This is a genomic window from Nonomuraea sp. NPDC049028 (assembly GCF_043197735.1).
Lineage (GTDB): Bacteria > Actinomycetota > Actinomycetes > Streptosporangiales > Streptosporangiaceae > Nonomuraea.
On sequence record NZ_JBICTR010000003.1, the window covers coordinates 824,603 to 847,334 of the forward strand.

Below are 22,732 nucleotides of genomic sequence, written 5' to 3' on the forward strand. Positions count from 1 at the left end.
TCAGCGGCGGCGTCAGGGCGGCGACGGCCCGATGTCGGGCCCATTCGCGAGGGTGAATGCACGAACGCCGGATCGCAACGGAACCGGCGGACCAATCATGACGCCAAGGAGATAAGGATCATGGCAATCGGCGGAAACGGCTTCTCTGAGCAGGGGCTGCGCAGGCTGCGTGAGGTGCTGGCACGGCATGTCGACTCGGGGAAGATCCCCGGCCTGGTGGCCCTGGTCAGCCGCGGCGGCCAGACCCACGTGGAGACGCTGGGCACGATGCGGCACGACGGCGGCGCGCCGATGCGCCGCGACACGATCTTCCGGATGGCCTCCACCTCCAAGCCGGTCTCGATCGCGGCGGCGATGGTGCTGCTGGACGAGTGCCGGCTGCGGCTGGACGACGTGGTCGACCCGTGGCTGCCCGAGCTGGCCGGCCGGCAGGTTCTCAAGAGCATCGACGCCGAGCTCGACGCCATCGTGCCGGCCCGCCGCCCGGTCACCGTCCGCGACGTGCTGACCTCCACCTTCGGCCTGGGCATGGACATGACCGCGCTGGGCACCCCGATCCTGAACGCCATCTTCGAGCGGGGGCTGACCCCGAACCTGCCGACCGAGGTTCCGGAGCAGGACGAGTGGATGCGCCGCCTGGGCGAGCTGCCCCTGATGCACCAGCCCGGCGAGCAGTGGCAGTACCAGATCAGCAGCGACCTGGTCGGCGTGCTGGTGTCCCGGGTGACCGGCCAGAGCTTCGAGGACTTCCTGCGCGAGCGCATCTTCGAGCCCCTGGGCATGAAGGACACCGGCTTCCACGTGCCCGCCGACCAGATCGACCGGCTGCCCACCCTGTACGCCCCCGACCCCGCCACGGGCGAATTCCTCGCGTGGGACGAACCCGAGGGCGGCAGGTGGAGCAAGCCCCCGGCGTTCCAGGGCGGCGGTGGCGGCCTGGTCTCCACCGCCGACGACTACCACGCCTACTTCCGGATGCTGCTCAACGGTGGGGTTCACGAGGGCCGGCGGATCCTGTCGCGGCCGGCGGTGGGGCTGATGACCACCAACCGGCTCACCCCGGAGCAGAACGCCGCCCGTACTGCGCTGGCCCGCAACGCCGTGCACATCTCCTTCGGCCAGGGCCAGCAGGGCGGCTGGGGCCTGGGCATGGCGGTGCGCACCTACCGCGGCGACTACGCCCCGATCGGCCAGTTCGGCTGGGACGGCGGCAGCGGCACCTCCGCCTACGCCGACCCAGCCAACCAGCTCACCGGCATCCTGCTCTGCCAGCTCGGCTACAGCGTGCCCAACCCCGCCCACCTGATGAGCGACTTCTGGACCACCGTCTACCAGGCTCTCGAAGACTGATGCAAGGAGTGAGTGTCATGCGTGTCTGGTTCATTACGGGCGCGTCCAGGGGGCTGGGCAGGGCGTTCGCGGAGGCTGCGCTGAGCAGGGGAGATCGCGTCGTGGCCGCGGCCCGCGACATGGCGCCGCTGGAGGGCCTGCGGGCCCGCCATCCCGACACCCTGGCGTGCGTTCCGCTCGATGTCTCCAACCGCGCCGCGGTGCACGAGGGTGTGGATCGGGCGGTGGCCGCGTTCGGCAGGCTCGACATCGTGGTCAACAACGCCGGCGCGATGTTGTACGGCATGGTCGAAGAGGCCACGGAGACCCAGATCCGAGCCCACTTCGACGTCAACGTCCTCGGGCAGATCTGGGTCACCCAGGCCGTGCTGCCCCACCTGCGCGCCCAGGGCTCGGGCCACATCCTCCTGGTGACGACGATGGGCACGGGCGGCGGGACGGCCTCGGCCGGCCTGTACGCGGCCGGCAAATCGGCCATCGACTCCCTTGGCCAAGCGCTGGCCATGGAGGTCGAACCCTTCGGCGTCAAGGTCACCATCGTCCAGCCGGGCGGCTACGACACCGGCCTGTTCACGACCGGCACGACGGCCACCACGCCCGACCCGGCGTACGACCCGCTGCGGGCGAAGCTGACCGAGATGTGGGGCGACGAAGCGGGTCCCGACCCGAGCACGGCCGCGCCGGTCGTCATGCGGCTCGTGGACCTGCCCGACCCGCCCCTGCGGCTGATCGTCGGCAGCCGGTCCTTCGATCTGGTTCAGCAGATGAACCAGGCCAGGGCCGAAGAGTACCGCGCCTGGGAACACCTCAGCCGCCTGGCACCCGGCTGACAGCTCCGTCCCGATTCGCGCGTTCCGACGCGACGAACGACACGATCGAAAGGTCATAGATGATGAAGATGATGAAGCACCACGACGCCGCCCGGCCCGCGGAAGAAGACCTGCGAGAAGAGCGGCCGGCGGGGGACGCCGACGTGATCGTCGTGGGGGCCGGTCCGACGGGTTTTATGCTGGCCGCCGAGCTGCGCCTGGCCGGAGTGCGGCCGCTGGTGCTGGAGCGACAGCCGCGCCCCCGCGACACCCCCAAGGCCGGGGGCCTGGGCGGGCAGATCCTGGAGCTGCTGCGCTACCGGGGCTTGCTGGAACGTTTCGAAGCGGCCTGCACCGGCCCGATGCCCGCTCCCCGGTTCCCGTTCGGCGGCGTGCACCTGGATTTCACCCAGCTGCCGGATCCCCCGATGCACGCCCTGCCGCTGCCGCAGCAACTGCTCGAGCGGCTGCTCGGCGAACGCGCAGGCGAACTCGGCGTCGACCTCCGCCGCGGACACGAGGTGACCGGGGTAAGCCAGGACGACGACGCGGTCACCGTGGACGTGCGCGGCCCGGACGGCCCCTACCAGGTGAGCGCCCGCTATCTCGTGGGGTGCGACGGCGCGCGCAGCCGCATCCGCGACTGGGCCGGCATCCCGTTCCCTGGCACCACCTATCCCGAGGTCAACCGCCTGGCCCAGGTCACCCTGCCCCCCACGGTCACCGTTCTGGGCAATGGCGATCTCGACGTCCCCGGCTTCGGCACCATCCGCGCCGGATTCACCCGCACCGACCAGGGCCTGCTCGGCGTCGGCTCCTCACCCGGCACCCAGTCCGTCTCCCTCTACACCATCGAGGACGAGAACACCGAATACGACGACGACGTCCCCATGACCCTGACCGAACTGCAGGACAGCATCCACCGCGTGCTCGGCGCCCACCTGCCCCTGGCCGGATCGACCCGGCTGTCCCGGTTCACCTTCAAGGCCCACCAGGCCGAGCGATACCGTGCCGGTCGCATCCTGCTCGCCGGCGACGCGGCACACCTGTTCCCCGCCACCGGAGTGGCGCTCAACGCCGGCATGCTGGACGGGGTTAACCTGGCCTGGAAGCTGGCCGCCGAACTCCACGGCACGGCCCCGGCCGGCCTGCTGGACACCTACCACACCGAGCGCCATCTGGCCGGCGCCCGCACCCTGCTGCACACCCGAGCGCAGGTAGCCCTGCGACGCGGACACGACGCGGCCGCCGAAGCACTTCGCGACGTCTTCACCGAACTGCTCACCGACGAGCAGCCGCTACGCCGGATGGGAGCCCTCGTCGCCGGAACCGACATCCGCTACCCGATGCCCGGCTCCCACCACCACCCGCTGACCGGCACCTTCGCCCCCGACCTCACCCTGCACACCGACCAGGGCGTCACCAGCGTCGCCGACCTCATGCACACCGCCCGACCCATCCTCCTCGACCTGGCCGACCGCCCAGAGCTCCGCCAGATCGCCCGGGACTGGCGGCATCTCCTCGACGTCCACACCGCCAAGACCGACGATCGGCCGGCTGACGCGCTGCTGATCCGCCCGGACGGCCACGTCGCCTGGGCCGCCGGCCTCGACGAATCCACGGACAGCGCCATGTCCCCGCTGCGGGAGGCACTCTCCGCATGGTTCGGAACGCATTGAAACAGAGGGAATAGAGACATGACCAGTAGATTCATCGAGTTGGCCGTCGACTGCCACGATCCGGAGAGACTCGCGGCCTTCTGGTGCGAGGTCCTGGACTTCGAGGTGATCGACCGGAACGAGGGCAAGGTCGAGATCGGCTCCTGGGAGCCGACCGTCGAGGAGGTCCGGGCCCGCCAGATGCCGCCCACCCTGCTGTTCATTCTGGTGCCCGAGGGCAAGACCGTGAAGAACCGGCTCCACCTTGACGTCAGCCCGATCGACGGTAGCACCGACGACGAGGTGACCAGACTGCTCGGCCTCGGCGCCACCAAGAGAGACGTGGGCCAAGGCCTAGACCGAAGCTGGGTGGTCATGGCCGACCCCGAGGGCAACGAGTTCTGCGTCCTGCGCTCCCTGGCTTGACGCGCCACGGTGGGTGCGGCTCGTTCTCAGTGATTGAAATGATCAAGCCGTGAGGGCATATCCGTCCTGGTAGTCGCTCTGATGGACACGCTCGTGCTGCCGGGCGAGATGGAAACTCCAGTACTGCTCAAGATGACCGTTGGCGACCAGCGCGCGGAGTTTCAACACCGCTTCGGCCCCGGCCAGACCCCGCCGCGCCCCGGCCAGGTCGAACCTGTCAGCGATCAGATGACGGCACGCTCCCTCGATCACTCCGGTCGCGATCGGCCATCCAGCTTCGAGCGCCTGGTCATAGCGCAGGTACTCGATGTTGTTGGTCAGGTAGCGGATGCACGCATCCAGGCCGTCGCGGCGGTGGGCGGCCGTGGTGGCGGCCTGGCTGGTCAGCGCGGTGATGACCTGGCCGGTGTGCCCGGCCAGCAGGGCAGCTCCCGCCCGGAGGTCAGGAACTCCTCCAGCGCCGGTCGATCGACGTCAACAGATACCTCGACGATCAGCGCGGCCAACAGAGTGACAGAATCCTAATGATCCCGATCAGGCTTCGATACACCGGCCTCCACCAGCGGTGGAACCGAGCCATGGCACGCTTCGTTCGTATTCCGGTCTCACACCTAGAACACCTGCGCATCATCTCAAGCCGTGCTCACGGGCAAAGGCTGCAGCGCCCCGGGTGCCTCATTGCGCAGCCTCGCGTTGACGCGCTTGTGGCAGAGTGCGGTGCCGTCCACCACTTTGTGGCAGGGGTCGTCGTCAAAGTCCGCCGGGCGGCCCCGGGACCGTCACAGAGATCGAGACGGTCGCGTGACGAACCACGGGAACCCCCGCCGACGGCCGGGCCGCTCAGGAGGCCGTCAGCCGGCCGAAAGGATCAGCCCGCTGGTCGGGACGCCGGTGCCCGCCGTCACCAGGACGTTGCGGACGCCGCTCACCTGGTTGGCGGAGGTGCCTCTCAGCTGCCGTACGGCCTCGGCGATGCCGTTCATGCCGTGGATGTAGGCCTCCCCCAGCTGGCCGCCGTTCGGGTTGACGGGCAGGCGGCCGCCGAGCTCGATGCCGCCGTCCTGGAGGTAGCCAGGGGCCTCTCCCCGGCCGCAGAAGCCCAGCTCCTCCAGTTGGGCCAGGACGAACGGGGTGAAGTGGTCGTACAGGATGGCCGTCTGGATGTCCTGTGGGGTCAGGCCGGACATTTCCCATAAACGTCGGCCGACGACTCCCATCTCCGGCAGGCCGCTCATGTCATCGCGGTAGTAGCTGGTCATCATCATCTGCCCCGCGCCCGACCCCTGGGCGGCGGCGGTGATCACGGCCGGGGAGCGGCGCAGGTCACGGGCCCGTTCGGTGGTCGTGACCACCAGGGCCACGGCCCCGTCGCTCTCCTGGCAGCAGTCGAGCAGGTGCAGCGGCTCCACGATCCACTTGGACTCCTGGTGCTCCGCCAGGGTGATGGGGCGGCCGTGGAACCAGGCGGCGGGGTTCGTGGAGGCGTGCCTGCGCATGGCGACGGCCACCCGGCCGAAGTCCTCTGAGGTGGCGCCGTAGGTGTGCATGTACCGCTGGGCGAACATGGCCACCCACCCGGCGGGCGTCATCAGCCCGAACGGCACGTGCCAGCTCATCTCCAACCCCTGCGAGGTCGGCTGGCCGCCCAGGCGGGCGTCCGGCTGCCCGAACCTCCGGCCCGACCGCTCGTTGAACGCCCGATAGCAGACGACGGTGGTGGCCATTCCGGTCGCGACGGCCATGGCGGCCTGCGCCACCGTGCCGCACGCCGCGCCGCCCCCGTACTCGACCCTGGAGAAGTACGTGAGCTCACCGGCGCCGATCTCGCGGGCCACGGCGATCTCCTGGTTGGTGTCCTGGGTGAAGGTCACCATCCCGTCCACGTCACCCGGCGCCACCCCGGCATCGTCGAGCGCCGCGAACACGGCCTCGGCCGCCAGCCGCAGCTCCGACCGGCCGGATCGCTTGCTGAACTCGGTGGCGCCGATGCCGGCGATGGCGGCTCGTGACTTGAGCACTGACGTGCCACTCCTTCGGGTCAGGGGGCTGTGGGGAGGGTGAGGGTGATCGTGCCGGTGGCGTGGTCGCCGAGGCTGACCTTGCCGCGTACCCCGACCGTGAGCTCTCCCGCCGCCTGCGAGACGACCGTGCCCGTGAAGCTGAGCCGGTCGCCCGCGTACGCCGGGACCCCGAGCTTGACGTTGATGCGCCTGATGATGGCCGCCGGACCCGCCCAGTCCGTGACGTACCGCTCCACCAGTCCCATCGTGGTCAGGATGTTGAGGAAGATGTCCTTGGAGCCCTGCGCGCGGGCGCGCTCGACGTCGTGGTGCACCGGAGTGAAGTCCATGGTGGCCAGGGCGGTGGAGACGACCACCGTGGGCGTGAGGTCGATCGACAGCTCGGGAAGCACCGAACCGATCTCGACCTGGTCTTCGGTCAGCGTCTCCATCACGACTCCCCTGGCGCCCACATGGGCAGGACTAGTTCGTCGTCCAGCGCGCGGTACGTCACACGCAACGACATGCCGATACTGACGGCGTCGGTCGGACAGTCCACGATGTTTCCCACGATCCTCACCCCTTCTGGCAGTTCCACCACTGCCACCACGAAGGGCGTCTCGCGTCCCGGCACCGGGGGGTGGTGGTGGACGACGTAGCTGTAGACGGTGCCGTGGCCGCTCGCCACGGTGTGGGTGCGGTTGGTGGAGCGGCAAGCGGGACATATCGGGCCGGGCGGATGGCGCAGCTCGCCGCAGTCGGCGCAGCGCTGGATGCGCAGCTCGCCCTGCTGGACGCCTTCCCAGAAGAAGGCCGTGTCGGCGTTGACGGCGGGACGCAAGGGGTACGGCTCGCGACGGCCGGTCTCCGGGGCTTTCGCGGTCTCGGACGCTGCGGCCGTAGATGGAGCGGTCTCGGATGGTGCGGTCGTGGAGCTGGGGCGTTGGCCGGTGCGTGGGCGAAATTTCAGGATTCGGAACATCATCTCGGCCACTGGTTCGTCCGCCTCGCCGTACCAGGTGACATTCCAGGTGGCGAAGTAGCCCTCGCCGAGCGCCGTCCGCTTCGGGCCCACGAGGCTCGTGAAGCGGGTCGACGGAGTCAGGCGCTCGCCGAGCCGTACGTACCGGTGATAGGTCTGCTCGCAGTTCGTCGCCACCACGCCCGTGTAGCCGTGCGCCTGCAGGGCGGCGAGCATGTCGTCGACCGGCGAGCGATCCTTGGCGTCCTGGCGGAGGCCCTGCATGGTCCAGACCTGGATCATCGCGGGCGGGGCGACCCCTTGGTCGAGGTAGGCCGGGTTCGCGTCGCCGAGGGCGGTCAGCCAGTGCCTGATCATGGGTACGTTCACCGGATCGGCCGCGGGGGTGCCGCGCATCTCCCCGAGGGCGACCTGCTTGTCCGCCAGCTCCCGCAACTCCCTGTCCACGCTCGCGGGGTCAGGCGTGGCGAGGTCGGGCGTGGCGGGGCCGGGGATCACAGACTCGGGAGTCGAGGGGTCGGTCATCGGGGCGGCCTCGGGAGGTTCAGGCCCAGCATCGCGATCAGTTCGCGCTGCACCTCGTTCACCCCGCCGCCGAACGTCAGCACCACCGCGCCCTTCACCCCGTGATCGGTGCGCTCCAGGAGCTCGGCCGTCTCCGGGTCCGACGGGTCGCCGTAGCGGGCCAGGATGTCGCCGATGAGCCGGCCGACCTCCTGTACCCGCTCCGAGGCGTAGATCTTGGTGGCCGACGCGTCGGGCGCGCCCAGCCAGCCGAGGTCCATGTTCGCCGCGACCTGCCAGTTGAGCAGCTCATTCGTACGGAAGTACGCCCGCACCCTGCCGAGCGCCCGTCGTACGTCCGGATTCTCCACCAGCCCGGTACGCCGCGCCCAGGCCAGGAAGCGGTCGTAGGTCTGGCCGAGGTTCCCGGCGGGACCGAGCGTGACACGTTCGTGGTTGAGCTGGTTGACGATCAGGTCCCAGCCCTTGTCCACCTCGCCGACGACCATGCTCGCCGGGACGCGGACGTCGGCGTAGTAGGTGGCGTTCGTGTGGTGCCGGCCGTCCATGGTGATGATCGGGGTCCAGGAGAAGCCGGGATCGTCGGTCGAGGCGATCATCATCGTGATGCCCTTGTGCTTCTTGGCGTCGGGGTTGGTGCGGGTGGCGAGCCAGATGTACTGGGCGTAGTGGGCGCCGCTGGTGAAGATCTTCTGGCCGTTGACGACGTAGTGGTCGCCGTCGAGCACCGCCGTGGTCCGCAGCGAGGCCAGGTCCGTACCGGCTTCGGGCTCGCTGTAGCCGATCGCGAAGTGGCACTCGCCGGCCAGGATGCTCGGCAGGAACATCTCCTTCTGCTCCTGCGTCCCGTACTGCATCAGGGTGGGCCCGACCGTCTGCAGCGTGATGATCGGGTACGGCACTCCGGCGCGGGCGATCTCGTTGGCGAAGATCTGCTGTTCGAGCGGGCCGTAACCGGCGCCGCCGTACTCCTTCGGCCAGCCGAGGCCGAGCTTGCGGTCGCGGCCGAGCCTGCGGCAGTGCTCCATGTAGGCGGTGCCGAAGGGATCCTGGGAGATCTTGCGGCGGTCCTCGTCGGTGAGGCAGTTCTGGAAGTACTCGCGCAGCTCGTCGCGGAGCCTGCGCTGGTCGGGGGTCAGGTCGATCAGCATCAGACGAGCGCTCCGATCAGGTCGAGCTGGGCGTCGGCGCCGCCGAGCAGGTGCGTCAGGTGCTTGGCGTGCGCGAAGTAGCGGTGCAGCGGGTACGTCACGTCGAGGCCCAGACCGCCGTGCAGGTGCTGGCAGGTGAAGAGCGCCTTGTACGCCTCACTGACGTGGAAGGCGGCCACGGCCAGGTCCTCCTCCGCCGGGAGGTCGTTGGCGAGCAGCCAGGCGCCCGACCACACGGCCACGTCGAGCGCCCGCGTGGCGATGTAGACGTCGGCGATCTGTACGGTGACCGCCTGGAACTCGGCCAGGGCCCGGCCGAACTGCTTCCTGTTCTTGATGTACTCGGTGGTCAATTTGAGAGCGCCGGCCAACACGCCGCTCGCCTGGGCCGCGACGGCCGCCGTGAAGATCTGCCGCAGACTGGAGACCGCTTCCGGACCGGCCAGCCGCTCGGCCGGGGTCCGGTTGAGCACGATGGTGGCCAGCGGCTCGCCGTTGGCGGCGAACTCCGGGCGCGCCGTCCATCCGCCGGTGACCAGGAACACCCCCTCGGCGGCCGTGACCAGCATGTACGCCGCCTCGCTCCCGTACGGGACCCCGACCTTGCGGCCGGTCAGCACCCACCCGTCGCTATCCCTCTCAGCGGCGGTCACGGGCGGGGCCGCCGGCGCCCAGCCCGGCTCCCGCAGCGCCACCGTACCGACGCCGTCACCCGGCGGGCGCTGCTGCGCGGGTGTGCCGTAGCGGGCCAGGGCGAGTGTGCTCACCAGTGTCGCCAGCGCGGGCGCCGGTGCGGCCCGCGCGCCGAACTCGCGGAGCACCACGGCCAGCTCGACGGGCCCGAGCCCGGCGCCGCCCGCGTCCTCCGGCACGCACACGCTCATCAGCTCCGCCTGGCACAGCGCCTGCCAGAGCCGTTCGTCATACGGCCGGCCGCTCTTCTCGTGCGCCTCCAGCCGCTCCGAGGTCGCCTCCTTCGCCAGGAGGTCGGCGGTCAGGGTCCGCAGGTCCTGCTGGGTCTCATCCAGGTTGAAATCCACTATTTCTCCAAAAGGTGTTGCCGGCCGTGCCGGGCGAACTCCCGCTCGATCACCGCGACATCCGCGCCGCCCAGTAATCGGATCTCCGCGCCCGCAGGACGCCACCAGACGGGGTCGGCCGTCCGCCAGCCCTCCTGCACCAGGACACGCTTGACGACCTTGTGCGAGGGGGTCTGGGGCAGACCATCAGAGATGCGTACGTACCGGGGGAACGACTTGGCACCCAGATCGCGGCGCCCGGCGAGGAACCCGGCGAACGCCACGGGATCGAACGCCGCCTCCAGGACCAGCGCCGCCATGACCTGGTCTCCGGCCGCCGCGTCCGGCACCGGGTAAACGGCCGCCTCGATCACGCCCGGGAACTCCCGCAGGACCGCCTCGATGGGCGCCACCGCCAGGTTCTCGCCGTCCACGCGGAGCCGTTCGGTGCCCCGCCCGGCGAAGAACACGTAGCCGTCGGCGTCCGCGTACGCCAGATCGCCCGACCAGAACGCGCCCTCCCGCATCCGCTCGGCGTCGGCCTCCGGGTCGTTGTAGTAGCCGTCGAACAGGCCGAGGCCACCGATGTTCACCAGCTCGCCGATCGCCTCGTCGGGGTTGAGCAGCCGCCCGTCCTCGACGCGGCCCGGCGGGCACGGCAGACCGGTCAGCCAGCTGCGGATCTCGATGCCCGCCGGCAGCCTGCCGAGGCAGCCGGGCGGTCCCATGGGGTCCGGGGTGAGCGAGATGGCCGTCTCCGTCGACCCGAACGCGTCGATCACATGACAGCCGAACCGCTCCCCGAACCGCCTGGTCGCCGTGGCGCTCCCCTCGTTGCCGAAGGCGAGCTTCAGGGGGTTGTCGGCGTCGTCGGGCTGTCGTGGAGTGGCCAGGACGTAGGAGAGCACTTTGCCGACGTAGTGGAGGTACGTACAGCCGTATCGCCTGATGTCCGGCAGCAGGCCCGACGCGGAGAACCTCCGACGCAGCACCAACGCGGCCCCTGACGCCACGGCGGGGGCGTACGCGGCCATGACGGCGCCGGAGTGGAAGAGCGGCATCGCGCAGTAGACGGCGTCGGCGGGGGTCAGCATCACGGCCAGCGAGACGCCGGGGACGGCGATCTTCCGCTGCGTGATCCGCACCGCCCGCGGCCGCCCGGACGTTCCGGAAGTGAAGATCAGCATGACCAACGCGCCCGGATCCGGCGGGCTCGCGTCGGGCCCCGGAAGAGGCAGATCAGGCGCGTCCCCCGAGCCCCAGTCCGGGACGGGCGTCGAGGCCGTACCCGAGGCTTCGGCGACGGACCGCGCCACCGTCTCGTACGGCGTGTCCCACAGCAGGAGGCCGACGTCGGTGGCCCGGGCGTCGCGGGTCAGCTCCGCCACCGATCGGGTCGGATTCAGCGCCACCAGCACCCGCCCGGAGAGCGCGGCCCCACCCAGCAGGAACACCATCTCCGGAACGTTGTCGCAGAGCACCCCTACGTGCGGCGGCCCGTCGAAGGAGCGAGCGGTCAACCAGTCGGCGGCGGTACGGCAGGCGGCCACGACCGAGCGCCACGACCACACGCGATCCTCGAACACCAGCCCCGGACGGTCATCATCGGCCCGGGCCAGTAGCAGGGCGGCGAGTGTGTCCGCGGCCATCGACCCTCCCAGCAAGCGCTCGGTCAACAGTTCCGCAAACTAGAACAGATTCTAATATCTGTCCAGCCACGACACATCCCAACAAGTCTGGATATATGCCTGTAGCGCCGCAGACATGCGTCTATGCAGGCTCTTTGTGACCCGCGAGTAACAAGCCGAGTTATCGAGAAATCAGATAACGTGTTCTCATGCGTACCCCGCAGGCGACCACCGCCGCGCCCCCCAGCGACACCGAGGGGATCATGGAGAGCCATTCCACGTCCGGCGGTCACAGCGTCCGTACGCGTAGCCAGCACCAGCGCCGCAAGCGCATCGTCCAGGCGGCCGCCGCCCTGGCCTCGCGCGGCGGCGTCGAGGCCATGCAGATGCGCACGGTCGCCGAGCGGGCGGGGGTCGCGCTCGGCACCCTCTACCGCTACTTCCCGTCGAAGATGGACCTGGTCGTGGCGGTCGTCGGCGAGGAGATCGACCTGCTGGAGAGCAGCATCCAGCGCCGTCCGCCGAGCGCCTCCACCCCGGCGGGCCGCGCGGTCGACGTCCTGATGCGCGCCACGCGCGGCCTCATGCGCGAGCCGGAGCTGGCCGACGCGCTGATCCGGTCACTGATCATGGCCGAGGTGGAGACGCCGTTCGGCGACCGGATGACGGGGCTGCTGCTGCGCGTGTCGGCCGACCTCACGCGGGATCGGGCCAGCGAGGTGCAGCTCGACCTGGCGGGGTCGCTGTCCAGCGTGTGGGTGCAGGAGCTCCTGGAGATGCTGCGCGGGCGCCGCACCTATGAGCAGATCCAGCGCCGCATCGAGATCGCCGCCGCACGGCTGGTCAACGACCTCTAGTCGTCGTCAGCCGACGGCCCTGAAGGTGCGGCGATACGCGTGCGGGGACACCCCCAGTGACGCGTTCAGGTGCTGCCTCAGGGAGGCCGCCGTGCCGAAGCCCGACTGCTCCGCCACCCGGTCCACCGGCAGGTCCGTGCTCTCCAGGAGGTGTCTGGCCAGCTCCACGCGTTGCTGGAGCAGCCATTGGCCGGGGCTCTGGCCTACCTCGTGGCGGAAGTGCCGGGTGAAGGTGCGTCTGCTCATGCCCGCGTGTTCGGCCAGGTCGGCCAGCTGGAGCGGGGTGGACAGGTGCTGGAGGGCCCACGCCCTGGTGGGCGCGGTGCCTGAGGCCGATGGTTCGGGGACCGGGCGTTCTACGTACTGGGCTTGGCCGCCGTCCCGCCACGGGGGGACGATGCAGTGGCGGGCCACCTGGTTGGCGATCTCGCTGCCGTGGTCGCGCCGTACCAGGTGCAGGCAGAGGTCCACGCCCGCCGACGCGCCCGCCGAGGTGAGCACGTCCCCGTCGTCCACGAACAGCACGTCCGAGTCCATCCGCACCTCGGGGAAGAGGCGGGCGAAGCGCTCGGCGTGCCGCCAGTGGGTGGTGGCCGGGCGGCCGTCGAGGAGGCCCGCGGCCGCGAGGACGAAGGTGGCGATGCAGATCGAGACGACGCGGGTGCCCGGCCGTATCGAGGAGAGGGCGTCGAGGAGCTCGGGAGGCAGCGACTCCGGGCCGGTGATGTCCGCGAAGCCGGCGGCGGCGGGGATGACGACGGTGTCGGCGCTCGCCAGCGCGCCCGCGTCGTGTTCGACGGCGATCGTGTAGTCGGCGGCCGTGGCGACGGGGCGGCCGTCGAGTGTGCAGGTGATCACCTCGTACAGCGGCTCGCCTCCCGGATCGCGTGCCGTACAGAAGATCCTGGACGGCACGCTCAGCTCGAACGGGATGACGTTCGGCAGCGCCAGTACGACCACACGATGCATGGCCCGATCTTTACACATCTTGGCCTTCGGGCCACTCGCAGCCCCCCAACCCGACACAGCAGGCTTGACCGTATGAAGATGCGCGCGATCAGCCAGGACGCCCTGGGCGGACCAGAAGTACTGAAGACGATCGAAATGGACAGGCCCACGCCGGGACCGACCGAGGTGCTCGTGCGAGTGCACGCGGCCGGGGTCAACCCCGCGGACTGGAAGACCCGGACCAGCGGCGGTCAGCTGGGGGCGCCGCCGTTCGTGCTCGGCTGGGACGTCTCCGGCGTCGTCGAGCAGGTGGGCCTGGGCTCGACCCTTTACCAGCCCGGTGACGAGGTCTTCGGCATGCTCCGCTTTCCGTTCGGCCACGGCGCCTACGCCGAGTACGTGAGCGCCCCCGCCCGCCATTTCGCCCCCAAGCCCGCGAACCTCGACCACAACCAGGCGGCCGCGATCCCTCTCGCCGCGCTGACCGCCTGGCAGGCGCTGGTGGACACCGCCGGGCTGACGGAGGGTCAGCGGGTGCTCGTGCACGCGGCGGCGGGCGGTGTGGGGCACTTCGCCGTGCAGATCGCCAAGGCGCGCGGCGCGTACGTGATCGGTACGGCCAGCGCCGCCAAGCACGAGTGGCTCCGCGACCTCGGCGCCGACGAGCTGATCGACTACCGGAGCGAGGACTTCGCCGAGGTCGTCCGCGACGTCGATGTGGTGATCGACACCATGGGCGGCGACTACGGCCCGCGCTCGCTGCGCACCCTGCGCCAGGGCGGCACGATCGTCTCGCTGGCCCTCTCGCTCCTGGACGAGAGCCTGCACGCGCGGGCCGCCGAGCGGGGCATCCGGTCGGCGGCGATGCTCGTCGAGCCCGACCACGCCACGATGCGGGCGCTGGCCGCACTGGCGAAGGCCGGGAAACTACGGGCCGAGGTGGCCGCCGTGCTGCCGCTGGCGGACGCGGCCAAAGCCCACGAACTGGGCGAGTCCGGCCGTACGACGGGGAAGATCGTTCTCTCTGTACGTCCCTGAGACTCGTCGATTTGTCGGTGGCGGGGGCTATACAGGGAGGCATGACTGAGCGGCCGTCGAATGAGGAGTTCCTGCGGCAGACCGACCTGATGCGGCGCGAGTTGCTGGCGCACTGCTACCGCATGCTGGGGTCGGTGCACGACGCCGAGGATCTCGTCCAGGAGACCTATCTGCGCGCGTGGCGCGCCTATGACGGGTTCGAGGGACGTTCGTCCCTGCGCACCTGGCTCTACCGCATCGCCACGACGGCCTGCCTGACGGCGCTCGACAGCCGGGGCCGGCGGCCGCTGCCGACCGGGCTCGGCGCGCCCGCGTCCGAGGCGACCGGCCCTCTGGTCGAGGGCAACGAGGTGCCGTGGCTGGAGCCCGTGCCCACCGGGATGGTCGGCGCCGGGGCCGACGACCCCGCCGCCATCGTCACCTCGCGCGACAGCATCCGGCTCGCGCTCATCGCCGCGCTGCAGCACCTGCCGCCCAGGCAGCGGGCGGTGCTGATCCTGCGCGACGTGCTCAAGTGGCGGGCCGCCGAGGTGGCCGAGGTGCTCGACACCACGACCGTCGCGGTCAACAGCGCGCTGCAACGCGCCCATGCCCAACTCGACGAGGTGGCACCGAGCCTCGACGACCCCATCGAGCCGCTGACGGCCGAGCAGCGGGCGCAGCTCGACCGCTACGTGGCGGCGTTCGAGAATTACGACGTGGCGGGCATCGTGGAGCTGTTCACGAAGGACGCGGTCTGGGAGATGCCGCCGTTCACCGGCTGGTATCAGGGCGCCGAGGAGATCGGCCGGCTCATCGCGACCAACTGCCCGGCGAAGCAGCCCGGCGACCTGCGGCTGGTGCCGGTCGAGGCGAACGGGCAGCCGGCGTTCGGGATGTATCTGCGGCACGGGGATGTCTATGACGCGTTCGGGCTGCCGGTGCTCACGTTCACCGGCTCGCGGGTCAGCCATGTCGCGATGTTCTTCGACCTGGGCCTCTTCGACACCTTCGGGCTGCCTCGCACGCTGAGCGGGGCTTCCACCGGAAACTAGAACCCGTTACAGTCACGTCCAGAGCATCATTCTGGAGGCTACTGTGGGCACACCGGTGATCGTCGAGGCCGTCCGCACCCCCATCGGCAAGCGTGGCGGCTGGCTGGCCGAGCTCAAACCGCAGCAGGTGCTGGCCACCGCGCTCAACGGCCTGATCGAGCGCTCCGGGATCGACCCGGCGATCGTCGGCCAGGTCTTCGCCGGGTGCGTGACCCAGGCGGGCGAGCAGGGCGGGCATGTGGGACGGCACTCCTGGCTGTACGCGGGGCTGCCGTACCAAACGGGAGTGACCACGGTCGACGCGCAGTGCGGATCGTCGCAGCAGGCCGTACACCTGGCGGCGGCGATGATCCAGGCCGGCGTCATCGACGTGGGCATCGGGTGCGGGGTCGAGGTGATGAGCCGGGCGCCGCTCGGCAGCAACGTCCTGCCGGCCAAGCCGAAGCCCGACGACTGGAACATCGACCTGCCCGACCAGTTCACCGCGGCCGAGCGGATCGCGGACCGGCGCGGGCTGACCCGCGAGCGGCTCGACTGGTTCGGGGCGCGGTCGCAGCAGCTGGCCGCCAAGGCGTGGGCCGACGGGCGGTTCGAGCGGGAGATCGTGCCCGTCGGGCAGGTGCGCAGGGACCAGGGCTTACGCGAGACCACCGTCGACGGGCTGGCCGGGCTCAAGCCGGTGATGGGCGAGGGCGGCCGGCACACCGCAGGCACCTCGTCGCAGATCTCCGACGGCGCCGCCGCGGTGCTGGTGATGAGCGAGGAGACGGCCCTGCGCCACGGCTTGCGCCCCCGGGCGCGGATCCTGGCCCAGGCCCTCGTCGGCGCGGAGCCGTACTACCACCTGGATGGGCCGGTGGACGCGACGGCGAAGGTGCTCGCGACGGCCGGGATGACGATCGGCGACATCGACAGGTTCGAGGTGAACGAGGCGTTCGCGTCGGTCGTGCTGTCATGGGCGAGCGTGCACGAGCCCGACTTCGACCGCGTCAACGTCAACGGCGGCGCGATCGCGCTCGGCCACCCCGTCGGTGCCACGGGGGCGCGGCTGCTCACGACGGCGCTGCACGAGCTGGAGCGCTCGGACTCGGCGACCGCGCTGGTCACGATGTGCGCGGGCGGGGCGCTGGCGACGGCCACGATCATCGAACGCATCACGTGACAGGGGACGGCCGTCCCACCACCGCGTGGACCCGCCGGGCGAGTCATCCGCGGCCGTGTCCGGGGAAAACCCGTACCGATCTCACGTTTCCCTCCCGCACACTCGACCAAGTACAAGCACGCTCAACGGGGGCCCCAGCATGAAGACGACCCGGCGCAGGCCGTACACCGAGCAGCGCCCGCAGGACCTCGGCGGCGGGGTGTGGAGCGTGCTCGTGCCGATCCCCGGCAACCCGCTCGGCTACACGCTCGTCTACGCCGTCGACTCCCCCAAGGGCCCCGTGCTGGTGGACGCCGGCTGGAACCACCCGGACGCCTGGGCGGCCCTCAGCGGCGGCCTGCGGACGCTCGGTCTTGACGTGAGCGCGGTCAGAGGCGTGGTCGTCACCCACTTCCATCCCGACCACGCCGGGCTGGCCGGTCAGGTCAGGGCGGAGTCCGGCGCCTGGATCGCCATGCACGAATCGGACGCCGCGCTGGTCAGGCTCATGCACAACCTCGCCGAAGGCGAACACCGCGACTTCCAGGCCGACATGCTCAGGCGGGCGGGGGCCGGGCACGAGGACGTGGCGGTCGCGACCGCCGGCCGCCCGGACACGCCCGCGCTGCCCGACCGCGAGCTACGCGACGGCGACCTGGTGGACCTGCCAGGCCGCAAGCTGCGGGCCGTACACACGCCGGGCCACACCCCCGGCCACATCTGCCTGCACCTGGAGGACGCCGACCGCCTGTTCACCGGCGACCACGTCCTCCCCGACATCACCCCCCACGTCGGGATTTATCCCTATGACCGGGACGATGTTGATCCGTTGGGGGATTTTCTGGAGTCGCTGGACCGCGTCGGCGAGCTGGGCCCGCTGGACGCGCTTCCCGCCCATGAATGGATATTTCCGGATGTAGCCGCGCGCGCCGCCGAGATCCGCCGCCATCACGAGGAGAAGCTCCAGCGACTCGGCGCCCTCCTGGCCGAGCGCGCGCAACCGCTGACCATCTGGGAGACCGCCGCGATGATGACCTGGAACCGGCCCTGGGACGACCTGTCCCCCGTCCTGCGCGGCATGGCCGCGGGAGAGGCGGCCGCGCATCTGCGCACGCTGGAGGCGCGTGGTGTGATTCGCCGCGTCTCCGGAGTCGATACGGTGCGCTTCCAGGCCCTAGAATCCTAGACATCCGATGTCTAGGGAGAAAAGCGTGGCGGTCACCGACGCGGCCATCGACAAAATCAAGCAGATGATCCTCTCGGGCGAGCTCACGCCCGGCGACAGGCTGCCGAAGGAGGCCGACCTGGCCGAGCGCCTCGGCCTGTCGCGCAACTCGCTCCGCGAGGCCGTACGAGCACTGGCGCTGATCAACGTCCTCGACGTACGCCAGGGAGACGGCACCTACGTCACCAGCCTGGAGCCGCGCCTGCTGCTCGACACCATGTCGTTCGTGCTCGACCTGCATCGCGACGACACGGTGATCCAGTTCTTCGAGGTACGCCGCATCCTGGAGCCCGCGGCGACGGCGATGGCGACCGAGCAGATGACCGACGGGGAGATCGACGAGCTCCGGGTGATCCTGGAGTCGCTGCCCGACTCGCCCACGGTGGAGGAGTTGGTGGCCAACGACCTGGACTTCCACCACCGGATCGCGCGGGGTTCGGGCAACAGCGTGCTCTGCTCGTTCATCGAGAGCCTGTCCGGGCCGACGACCCGGGCGCGGATCTGGCGCGGGCTGACCCAGGAGGGCGCGATGGAGAAGACGCGGGAGCAGCACACCGCGATCTACGAGGCCATCGCGACCCGTCAGCCCGACGTGGCCCGCTCGTGGGCCACGGTGCACATCGCGGGAGTGGAATCCTGGCTGCGCAAGGCCCTCGACTGAGGGTAGATACCCCGGCGTGGCCGACAAACTGGAGAAATATCGCAGTAAACGCGATGCCAGCCGTACCCCCGAGCCCGTCCCCGACACGGCCCCCGAGTCGGGCGACGGGGCGGCGTTCGTGATCCAAGAGCACCACGCCCGCGCCCTGCACTGGGACCTGCGACTGGAGCGCGACGGCGTGCTCGCCTCCTGGGCGATCCCCAAGGGCCTGCCGGCCGACCCACGCGTCAATCACCTGGCCGTACGGACCGAGGACCATCCGATGGAATACCTCGACTTCCACGGCGAGATCCCCAAGGGCGAGTACGGCGGCGGCACGATGACGGTCTGGGACCGCGGCACGTACGAGACCGAGAAGTGGTCCGACCGCGAGGTCAAGGTCGTGCTGCACGGCTCGCGAGCCGCGGGACGGTTCGTGCTGTTCCCGACGAACGGCAAGAACTGGATGATCCACCGCATGGACCCGCCCTCCCGCGACCCCCTGCCCCCGCTCGACCCGATGCTCCCGGTCGAACGGACCCGGCTGCCACGTGACGTGGCCGACTACGCGTTCGAGTTCGCGTGGGGCGGGGAGCGCGTGCTGGTGGCGATCGACGGCGGGCGTACGGAGGCGGCGCGGCGCTATCCCTGGCTGCGCCCGCTCGCGGCGTCGTTCGGCAGCCGCACGGCGGTGCTGGACGGCGAGGTGGTCACGATGGCGGGCACGGAGGTCCTGGTCTGCTATGACCTCCTTTACGACGACGGCCACTCCCTGGTCGCGCTGCCGTACACGACCCGCCGCGCGGCCTTGGAAGCGCTCAAGCCGGCCTCCGCCCGCTGGCAGACCGCCCCCGCGTGGCCGGGCCAGGCCAAGCCGGTACGGCAGGCGGCCCGCGAGCAGGGGCTGCCCGGCGTGATCGCCAAGCGCCTCGACTCCCCCTATGAGCCGGGGGCGTCGAAGTCCTGGCTCTTCATCCCCGCCTAGCCCCGACCGACTCCTCCGGTATCGCGTGCAGGGCGGGCACGGCGTCCTGGGTGAAGACGTCGTCCAGGCGCCAGCGCGCGTAGCGGTGCTCACAGGGCGGCCCGCTCGCGATGGACAGCACACGCTCATCAAGATCCATCACGATCGAGTACACCGTCGTGGACAGATCGGCCTCCGCGACGTCCGGATCACGGTGGCGGCAGATGCCGTCAGGGAAGGAGAAGTGGTCGCGCAGCGCCGCCACGATGTCCTCGACGGTCACCGCTCGTACGCGCGCCGCGTCCTCCAGCAGATGCCGCATCCGCGCGGGCCGCAGCAGCGTCAGAGCCGAGGCCGCCACCTTCTCGTCACGCAGCGGAAGCGGGCATTGGAAGTGGTTGGAGTGGGCCAGCAGACCGTCCTCCGGCAGCAGGTGCCCGAACATCCCGGGCGCCACCTCAAGGTCGATCGCCTCACCTCCGGCGTCGGCGATGAGCACGTTCCCCGAGGAGACGCGGGGCACGTTGAGCGTCCTGCGCAAGGCGGTGCTGATCCGCGGCGAGTTCAGCACCCCGCGCAGCAGATAGTGGTACGGCACGCCCTCGCCGCCGGTGTCCAGGTCGGAGACGAGCAGGTTGGCGCAGACCCCGAGGCCCGCCGAGTTCAGGCCGCTCTTGGCCAGCATGCCCGCCTCGGCCAGCGTGAGCACCGAGAAGCCCTCGGTGTCGCGGGTCGCCAGCAGGAACGTGACGGGTCCCTGCTCGGGGTTCCAGTCCCAGTTCTGCGCGAGCAGGGTGTGGCCGTCGCGCGTGTACTGCGGCAACACCGCCACCGAGGTGCAGCCCTCGTCGTGGTAGCCGGTCCCGTAGAGCAGCTCGGTACGCGCGTTGAGCGCCGTGATGTGCTCGACCCGCCTGCCCGCACCCTCGGCCAGACCCTCCAGCATCTCCGCGATCGTACGGTCGTAACCCTGAGCCACAGCGAGATAGGTGGCACCCCAGCGCAGCACGTCGGCGTCCGACAGGCCCACGTCGTCACGGAACCTGCGCAGGTACGTCTCCAGGCTCCGCTCGACGAGTTCGCTGGTCCTGCGGCCGATCTCGGCCCCCATCTCACGAGGCGTCCCCTCGACGGCGACGAGCGGCGGGCCGGCTGCCGGGTTGGGTTGACCGTATTCGATCATGTTTCCTCCAGTCGTCGAAGAACGCTGCGCACCTAGAAGCTGCCCTGGTTGAGCGGCCCCATTACCGGTCGGCCCGTACCGGAGATACGGCCGGCAACCGTTTGCGCCTCAGCGGGACAGGCACCGCACCGAAGGGAGCGGAGCCTTGTGCAGCGTCCGTCGAGATCTTGGCGGGGTCAATGCGCGGGCGACCGGTGCGGGCGCCCAGGCTGTGGGTGAGCCAGGGCGAGCAGGCCGTCGCGTGCGCCTGCGCCTGTTCTGCTCGTGCGCCCTGCAGCCTGATGCTGCGCGGCAATACCTGCTGGGCACGCGCACGTCACCCCATTTCGCCCGAGACGGCAGGGCTGGTCGACTGTGCGCTCGACAACGCCGTTGGGGCCATGTGACCCGCGCACCGCCTGCTCATCCGCCGCTCGCTCGGCAACCCCCGCGACCTGGCTTTCTACCTGTATCACACGCCGCGACCGGTGCCGTTACAACGGAAGAGGAATGGAAGAGGAACGGAAGAACGGCGTCGTAGCGTCTTTCTGTCCGGGGCTGTAGCCATGTCTTCTGCGCAATGAGTTGAAGTATGTGAAACATCGAATCGTCGGCGTTTGCGAACGATATCAGTGCGGCGCTGTACGTGTTTCATGCCCATGTATAAAGCGGTACATCAAGCGCCCATGACTTCGTGAAGGAGAAGAGTGTCAGTATTCAGTCGCGGGCCCGTTCGACGACGGGTTACCGGTGTGGTCGCGATGGCCCTCGTGCCGTTGACGGTGGCGGTCGGGGTGGCCTGGGCCGCCGTCACCGACAACATGTTCCCGACCGAAAGCACCGGCAGTAGCTGCGTGGTCAGCACGGGCAGCCATCCACCATGCCAGACCGACAATCGCGAGGTCTATTTCTACATGGACAGCAGCGGCGAATACAAGCTGGAGTCGGAGGACCGGTCAACGGTCAACGCCGCCATTGACGGAGAGTACCGGCCCACGGATCTGGCCTTCCACTACGACTCGTCGCCGGTGTTCGAGGGGAGCGCGGAGACCGACATCATCTACCAGGAGGGCTCGACCGGCCTCCCGGACAGTGCGGCCGGTAGGACGTGGTGCAATGGGGTCAGTAGCACGCATTACAAATGCGACCAGCAGTACATTCGCATCCGAGGCAACGGGCGTTACACCTACGCGAGAGTTTGCCATGAGACCGGACACGCCGTCGGCCTGCAGCACGGCGACTACTCCACACCCATGCTCAGCAAGACCGATTCCCGCCTCGGCTGTCTGGTGACCCCTTCCACCGACCATAACGATCTTGGCTCCAATAACCGGGAGAACATCAATGGCACTTATTAGGAGGGCCCCGGTGAAGCGTCTTACGTATATCGCAACCGGTATCGGGCTCGCCGCGGCTCTCGCCGTCGCGGGAGTCGCCACTGTGAATGCCGCCGACGGCGCGCCCGCGCCGCGCCGGGTCGTGATGGCCGACGGAGACGACCGCCTGCCCAGCATCACGGCCACGGACTGGGTGACGTACGCCGACCATGTGGTCGTCGTCAGCGCCGCCTCCGAGGAGACGATCCCGCCCGCCCAGATCGAGATCGAGCGAGGGGAAGGATTGATCGGGCGGAAGGTGAAGCTGGAGGTCAAGAAAGTGCTGTGGTCGCGGGAGGACGCGGCCCAGCCGGCCCCGAAGGAGTGGGAGTACAACGCGTCCGGTTGGACCTTCACCGAGGGGAACCTGAACAGTCCGACCGCGACGGCCATATACGATCGGCCGCGCATCGAACCCGGGCACCAGTACATCCTGGCCATCACCTGGGAAGGGCAGCACTGCGCCGAGGGCGACACCCCGGAGCCCGCAAAGTGGATGGGGCTCGGCGAGGGTTCGGAGCTGCCCTTCGACGGCGACATCATCGGCCAGGGCGAGGAGGAGGGCCACGCGCAGAGCGCCGCCGAGGCACGCACGCTGGCGGCCGACGCCGGTCCGAACGCCGGACTGGAAGAGGAAATGGCAGGCAACAGCGCGGACGCCCTCGCCGCCAAGCTGAAGGCGACCCAGCCTGGGGAAAGACAGCAGTTCGAACCGCCGCCGACGGCCACCTGCGGCTGAGCATCGGTCTGCCCTCTGCTCGAGGGCTTGTGAAAAGAGTCCTCACCCGAGGACCAGTTG

At 69.8% G+C, this 22,732-nt stretch carries 21 protein-coding genes and 1 pseudogene; 13 read left to right on the forward strand and 9 right to left on the reverse strand.

Annotated elements, in window-relative coordinates; all coding sequences use genetic code 11:
• Positions 1–120 precede the first annotated feature (120 nt).
• The 4 genes from ACGFJ2_RS14810 to ACGFJ2_RS14825 are packed head-to-tail and all read left to right on the forward strand — an operon-like array spanning position 121 to position 4,243.
• A complete protein-coding gene (locus ACGFJ2_RS14810) occupies positions 121–1,350 on the forward strand; it encodes a serine hydrolase domain-containing protein (RefSeq protein ID WP_357949975.1) in 1,230 nt (409 codons plus the stop codon).
• Between the two features lie 17 nt (positions 1,351–1,367).
• Positions 1,368–2,180: an SDR family NAD(P)-dependent oxidoreductase gene (locus ACGFJ2_RS14815; protein WP_357949973.1), complete on the forward strand. Its 813-nt coding sequence runs from the start codon at positions 1,368–1,370 to the stop codon at positions 2,178–2,180.
• Positions 2,181–2,239: 59 nt separating this feature from the next.
• A complete protein-coding gene (locus tag ACGFJ2_RS14820) occupies positions 2,240–3,838 on the forward strand; it encodes an FAD-dependent monooxygenase (protein WP_393468207.1) in 1,599 nt (532 codons plus the stop codon).
• Between the two features lie 18 nt (positions 3,839–3,856).
• The gene (locus ACGFJ2_RS14825; RefSeq protein WP_393468210.1) at positions 3,857–4,243 is read left to right on the forward strand and encodes a VOC family protein; all 387 of its coding nucleotides are present in this window, start codon (positions 3,857–3,859) and stop codon (positions 4,241–4,243) included.
• Between the two features lie 134 nt (positions 4,244–4,377).
• Here the strand turns inward: ACGFJ2_RS14825 and ACGFJ2_RS14830 are convergent.
• The 7 genes and pseudogenes from ACGFJ2_RS14830 to ACGFJ2_RS14860 all read right to left on the reverse strand — a co-directional run.
• Positions 4,378–4,546 (reverse strand): annotated as a pseudogene (locus ACGFJ2_RS14830) (ISKra4 family transposase); the annotation flags it as partial.
• Between the two features lie 548 nt (positions 4,547–5,094).
• Positions 5,095–6,261, reverse strand: coding sequence for a lipid-transfer protein (locus tag ACGFJ2_RS14835; protein WP_357949964.1), 1,167 nt, complete (start codon positions 6,259–6,261; stop codon positions 5,095–5,097).
• Positions 6,262–6,281: 20 nt separating this feature from the next.
• The gene (locus ACGFJ2_RS14840) at positions 6,282–6,695 is read right to left on the reverse strand and encodes a MaoC/PaaZ C-terminal domain-containing protein (protein WP_358178612.1); all 414 of its coding nucleotides are present in this window, start codon (positions 6,693–6,695) and stop codon (positions 6,282–6,284) included.
• Positions 6,695–7,750: a bifunctional MaoC family dehydratase N-terminal/OB-fold nucleic acid binding domain-containing protein gene (locus tag ACGFJ2_RS14845; protein WP_393468215.1), complete on the reverse strand. Its 1,056-nt coding sequence runs from the start codon at positions 7,748–7,750 to the stop codon at positions 6,695–6,697. Before ACGFJ2_RS14845 ends, ACGFJ2_RS14840 begins: the two co-directional genes overlap by 1 nt.
• The gene (locus ACGFJ2_RS14850; protein WP_357949956.1) at positions 7,747–8,901 is read right to left on the reverse strand and encodes an acyl-CoA dehydrogenase family protein; all 1,155 of its coding nucleotides are present in this window, start codon (positions 8,899–8,901) and stop codon (positions 7,747–7,749) included. The genes ACGFJ2_RS14845 and ACGFJ2_RS14850 overlap by 4 nt, the downstream gene beginning before the upstream one ends.
• Positions 8,901–9,941, reverse strand: a complete 1,041-nt coding sequence (locus ACGFJ2_RS14855) for an acyl-CoA dehydrogenase family protein (RefSeq protein WP_358178618.1) — start codon at positions 9,939–9,941, stop codon at positions 8,901–8,903. The genes ACGFJ2_RS14850 and ACGFJ2_RS14855 overlap by 1 nt, the downstream gene beginning before the upstream one ends.
• Complete coding sequence (locus ACGFJ2_RS14860) at positions 9,941–11,569, reverse strand: AMP-binding protein (RefSeq protein WP_393468219.1); 1,629 nt, start codon at positions 11,567–11,569, stop codon at positions 9,941–9,943. Before ACGFJ2_RS14860 ends, ACGFJ2_RS14855 begins: the two co-directional genes overlap by 1 nt.
• Before the next feature lie 242 nt (positions 11,570–11,811).
• Between ACGFJ2_RS14860 and ACGFJ2_RS14865 the strand changes: the two genes are divergently transcribed.
• Complete coding sequence (locus ACGFJ2_RS14865) at positions 11,812–12,405, forward strand: TetR family transcriptional regulator (protein WP_357644750.1); 594 nt, start codon at positions 11,812–11,814, stop codon at positions 12,403–12,405.
• A 6-nt stretch (positions 12,406–12,411) separates the two neighbouring features.
• Here ACGFJ2_RS14865 and ACGFJ2_RS14870 read toward each other — a convergent pair whose 3' ends face one another.
• Positions 12,412–13,374, reverse strand: coding sequence for a GlxA family transcriptional regulator (locus tag ACGFJ2_RS14870; protein ID WP_393468222.1), 963 nt, complete (start codon positions 13,372–13,374; stop codon positions 12,412–12,414).
• A gap of 78 nt (positions 13,375–13,452) precedes the next feature.
• Here ACGFJ2_RS14870 and ACGFJ2_RS14875 point away from each other — a divergent pair, with 78 nt between their 5' ends.
• The 6 genes from ACGFJ2_RS14875 to ACGFJ2_RS14900 all read left to right on the forward strand — a co-directional run bounded on the left by ACGFJ2_RS14875 (position 13,453) and on the right by ACGFJ2_RS14900 (position 19,416).
• Positions 13,453–14,391, forward strand: coding sequence for an NADP-dependent oxidoreductase (locus ACGFJ2_RS14875; protein ID WP_393468538.1), 939 nt, complete (start codon positions 13,453–13,455; stop codon positions 14,389–14,391).
• A 41-nt stretch (positions 14,392–14,432) separates the two neighbouring features.
• Complete coding sequence (locus ACGFJ2_RS14880; RefSeq protein ID WP_357949946.1) at positions 14,433–15,425, forward strand: sigma-70 family RNA polymerase sigma factor; 993 nt, start codon at positions 14,433–14,435, stop codon at positions 15,423–15,425.
• A gap of 43 nt (positions 15,426–15,468) precedes the next feature.
• Complete coding sequence (locus ACGFJ2_RS14885; RefSeq protein ID WP_358178622.1) at positions 15,469–16,587, forward strand: steroid 3-ketoacyl-CoA thiolase; 1,119 nt, start codon at positions 15,469–15,471, stop codon at positions 16,585–16,587.
• A 139-nt stretch (positions 16,588–16,726) separates the two neighbouring features.
• A complete protein-coding gene (locus ACGFJ2_RS14890; protein ID WP_393468226.1) occupies positions 16,727–17,752 on the forward strand; it encodes an MBL fold metallo-hydrolase in 1,026 nt (341 codons plus the stop codon).
• A 25-nt stretch (positions 17,753–17,777) separates the two neighbouring features.
• A complete protein-coding gene (locus ACGFJ2_RS14895; RefSeq protein ID WP_357949938.1) occupies positions 17,778–18,452 on the forward strand; it encodes a FadR/GntR family transcriptional regulator in 675 nt (224 codons plus the stop codon).
• A 16-nt stretch (positions 18,453–18,468) separates the two neighbouring features.
• On the forward strand, positions 18,469–19,416 hold the full coding sequence (locus ACGFJ2_RS14900) for a DNA polymerase ligase N-terminal domain-containing protein (protein ID WP_357949934.1): 948 nt from the start codon (positions 18,469–18,471) through the stop codon (positions 19,414–19,416).
• Here ACGFJ2_RS14900 and ACGFJ2_RS14905 read toward each other — a convergent pair.
• Positions 19,403–20,578 carry a C45 family autoproteolytic acyltransferase/hydolase gene (locus tag ACGFJ2_RS14905; RefSeq protein ID WP_393468231.1) on the reverse strand — a complete coding sequence of 392 codons (1,176 nt, stop codon included), beginning with the start codon at positions 20,576–20,578 and terminating at the stop codon, positions 19,403–19,405. The two genes, ACGFJ2_RS14900 and ACGFJ2_RS14905, sit on opposite strands and share 14 nt — an antisense overlap.
• A 731-nt stretch (positions 20,579–21,309) precedes the next feature.
• Between ACGFJ2_RS14905 and ACGFJ2_RS14910 the strand changes: the two genes are divergently transcribed.
• Both ACGFJ2_RS14910 and ACGFJ2_RS14915 read left to right on the forward strand, forming a co-directional pair.
• Positions 21,310–21,915 carry a hypothetical protein gene (locus ACGFJ2_RS14910; protein ID WP_393468234.1) on the forward strand — a complete coding sequence of 202 codons (606 nt, stop codon included), beginning with the start codon at positions 21,310–21,312 and terminating at the stop codon, positions 21,913–21,915.
• 10 nt (positions 21,916–21,925) lie between these two features.
• Entirely contained in the window at positions 21,926–22,672 is a 747-nt protein-coding gene (locus ACGFJ2_RS14915; RefSeq protein ID WP_393468236.1) for a hypothetical protein, read from the forward strand.
• Positions 22,673–22,732: the final 60 nt, after the last annotated feature.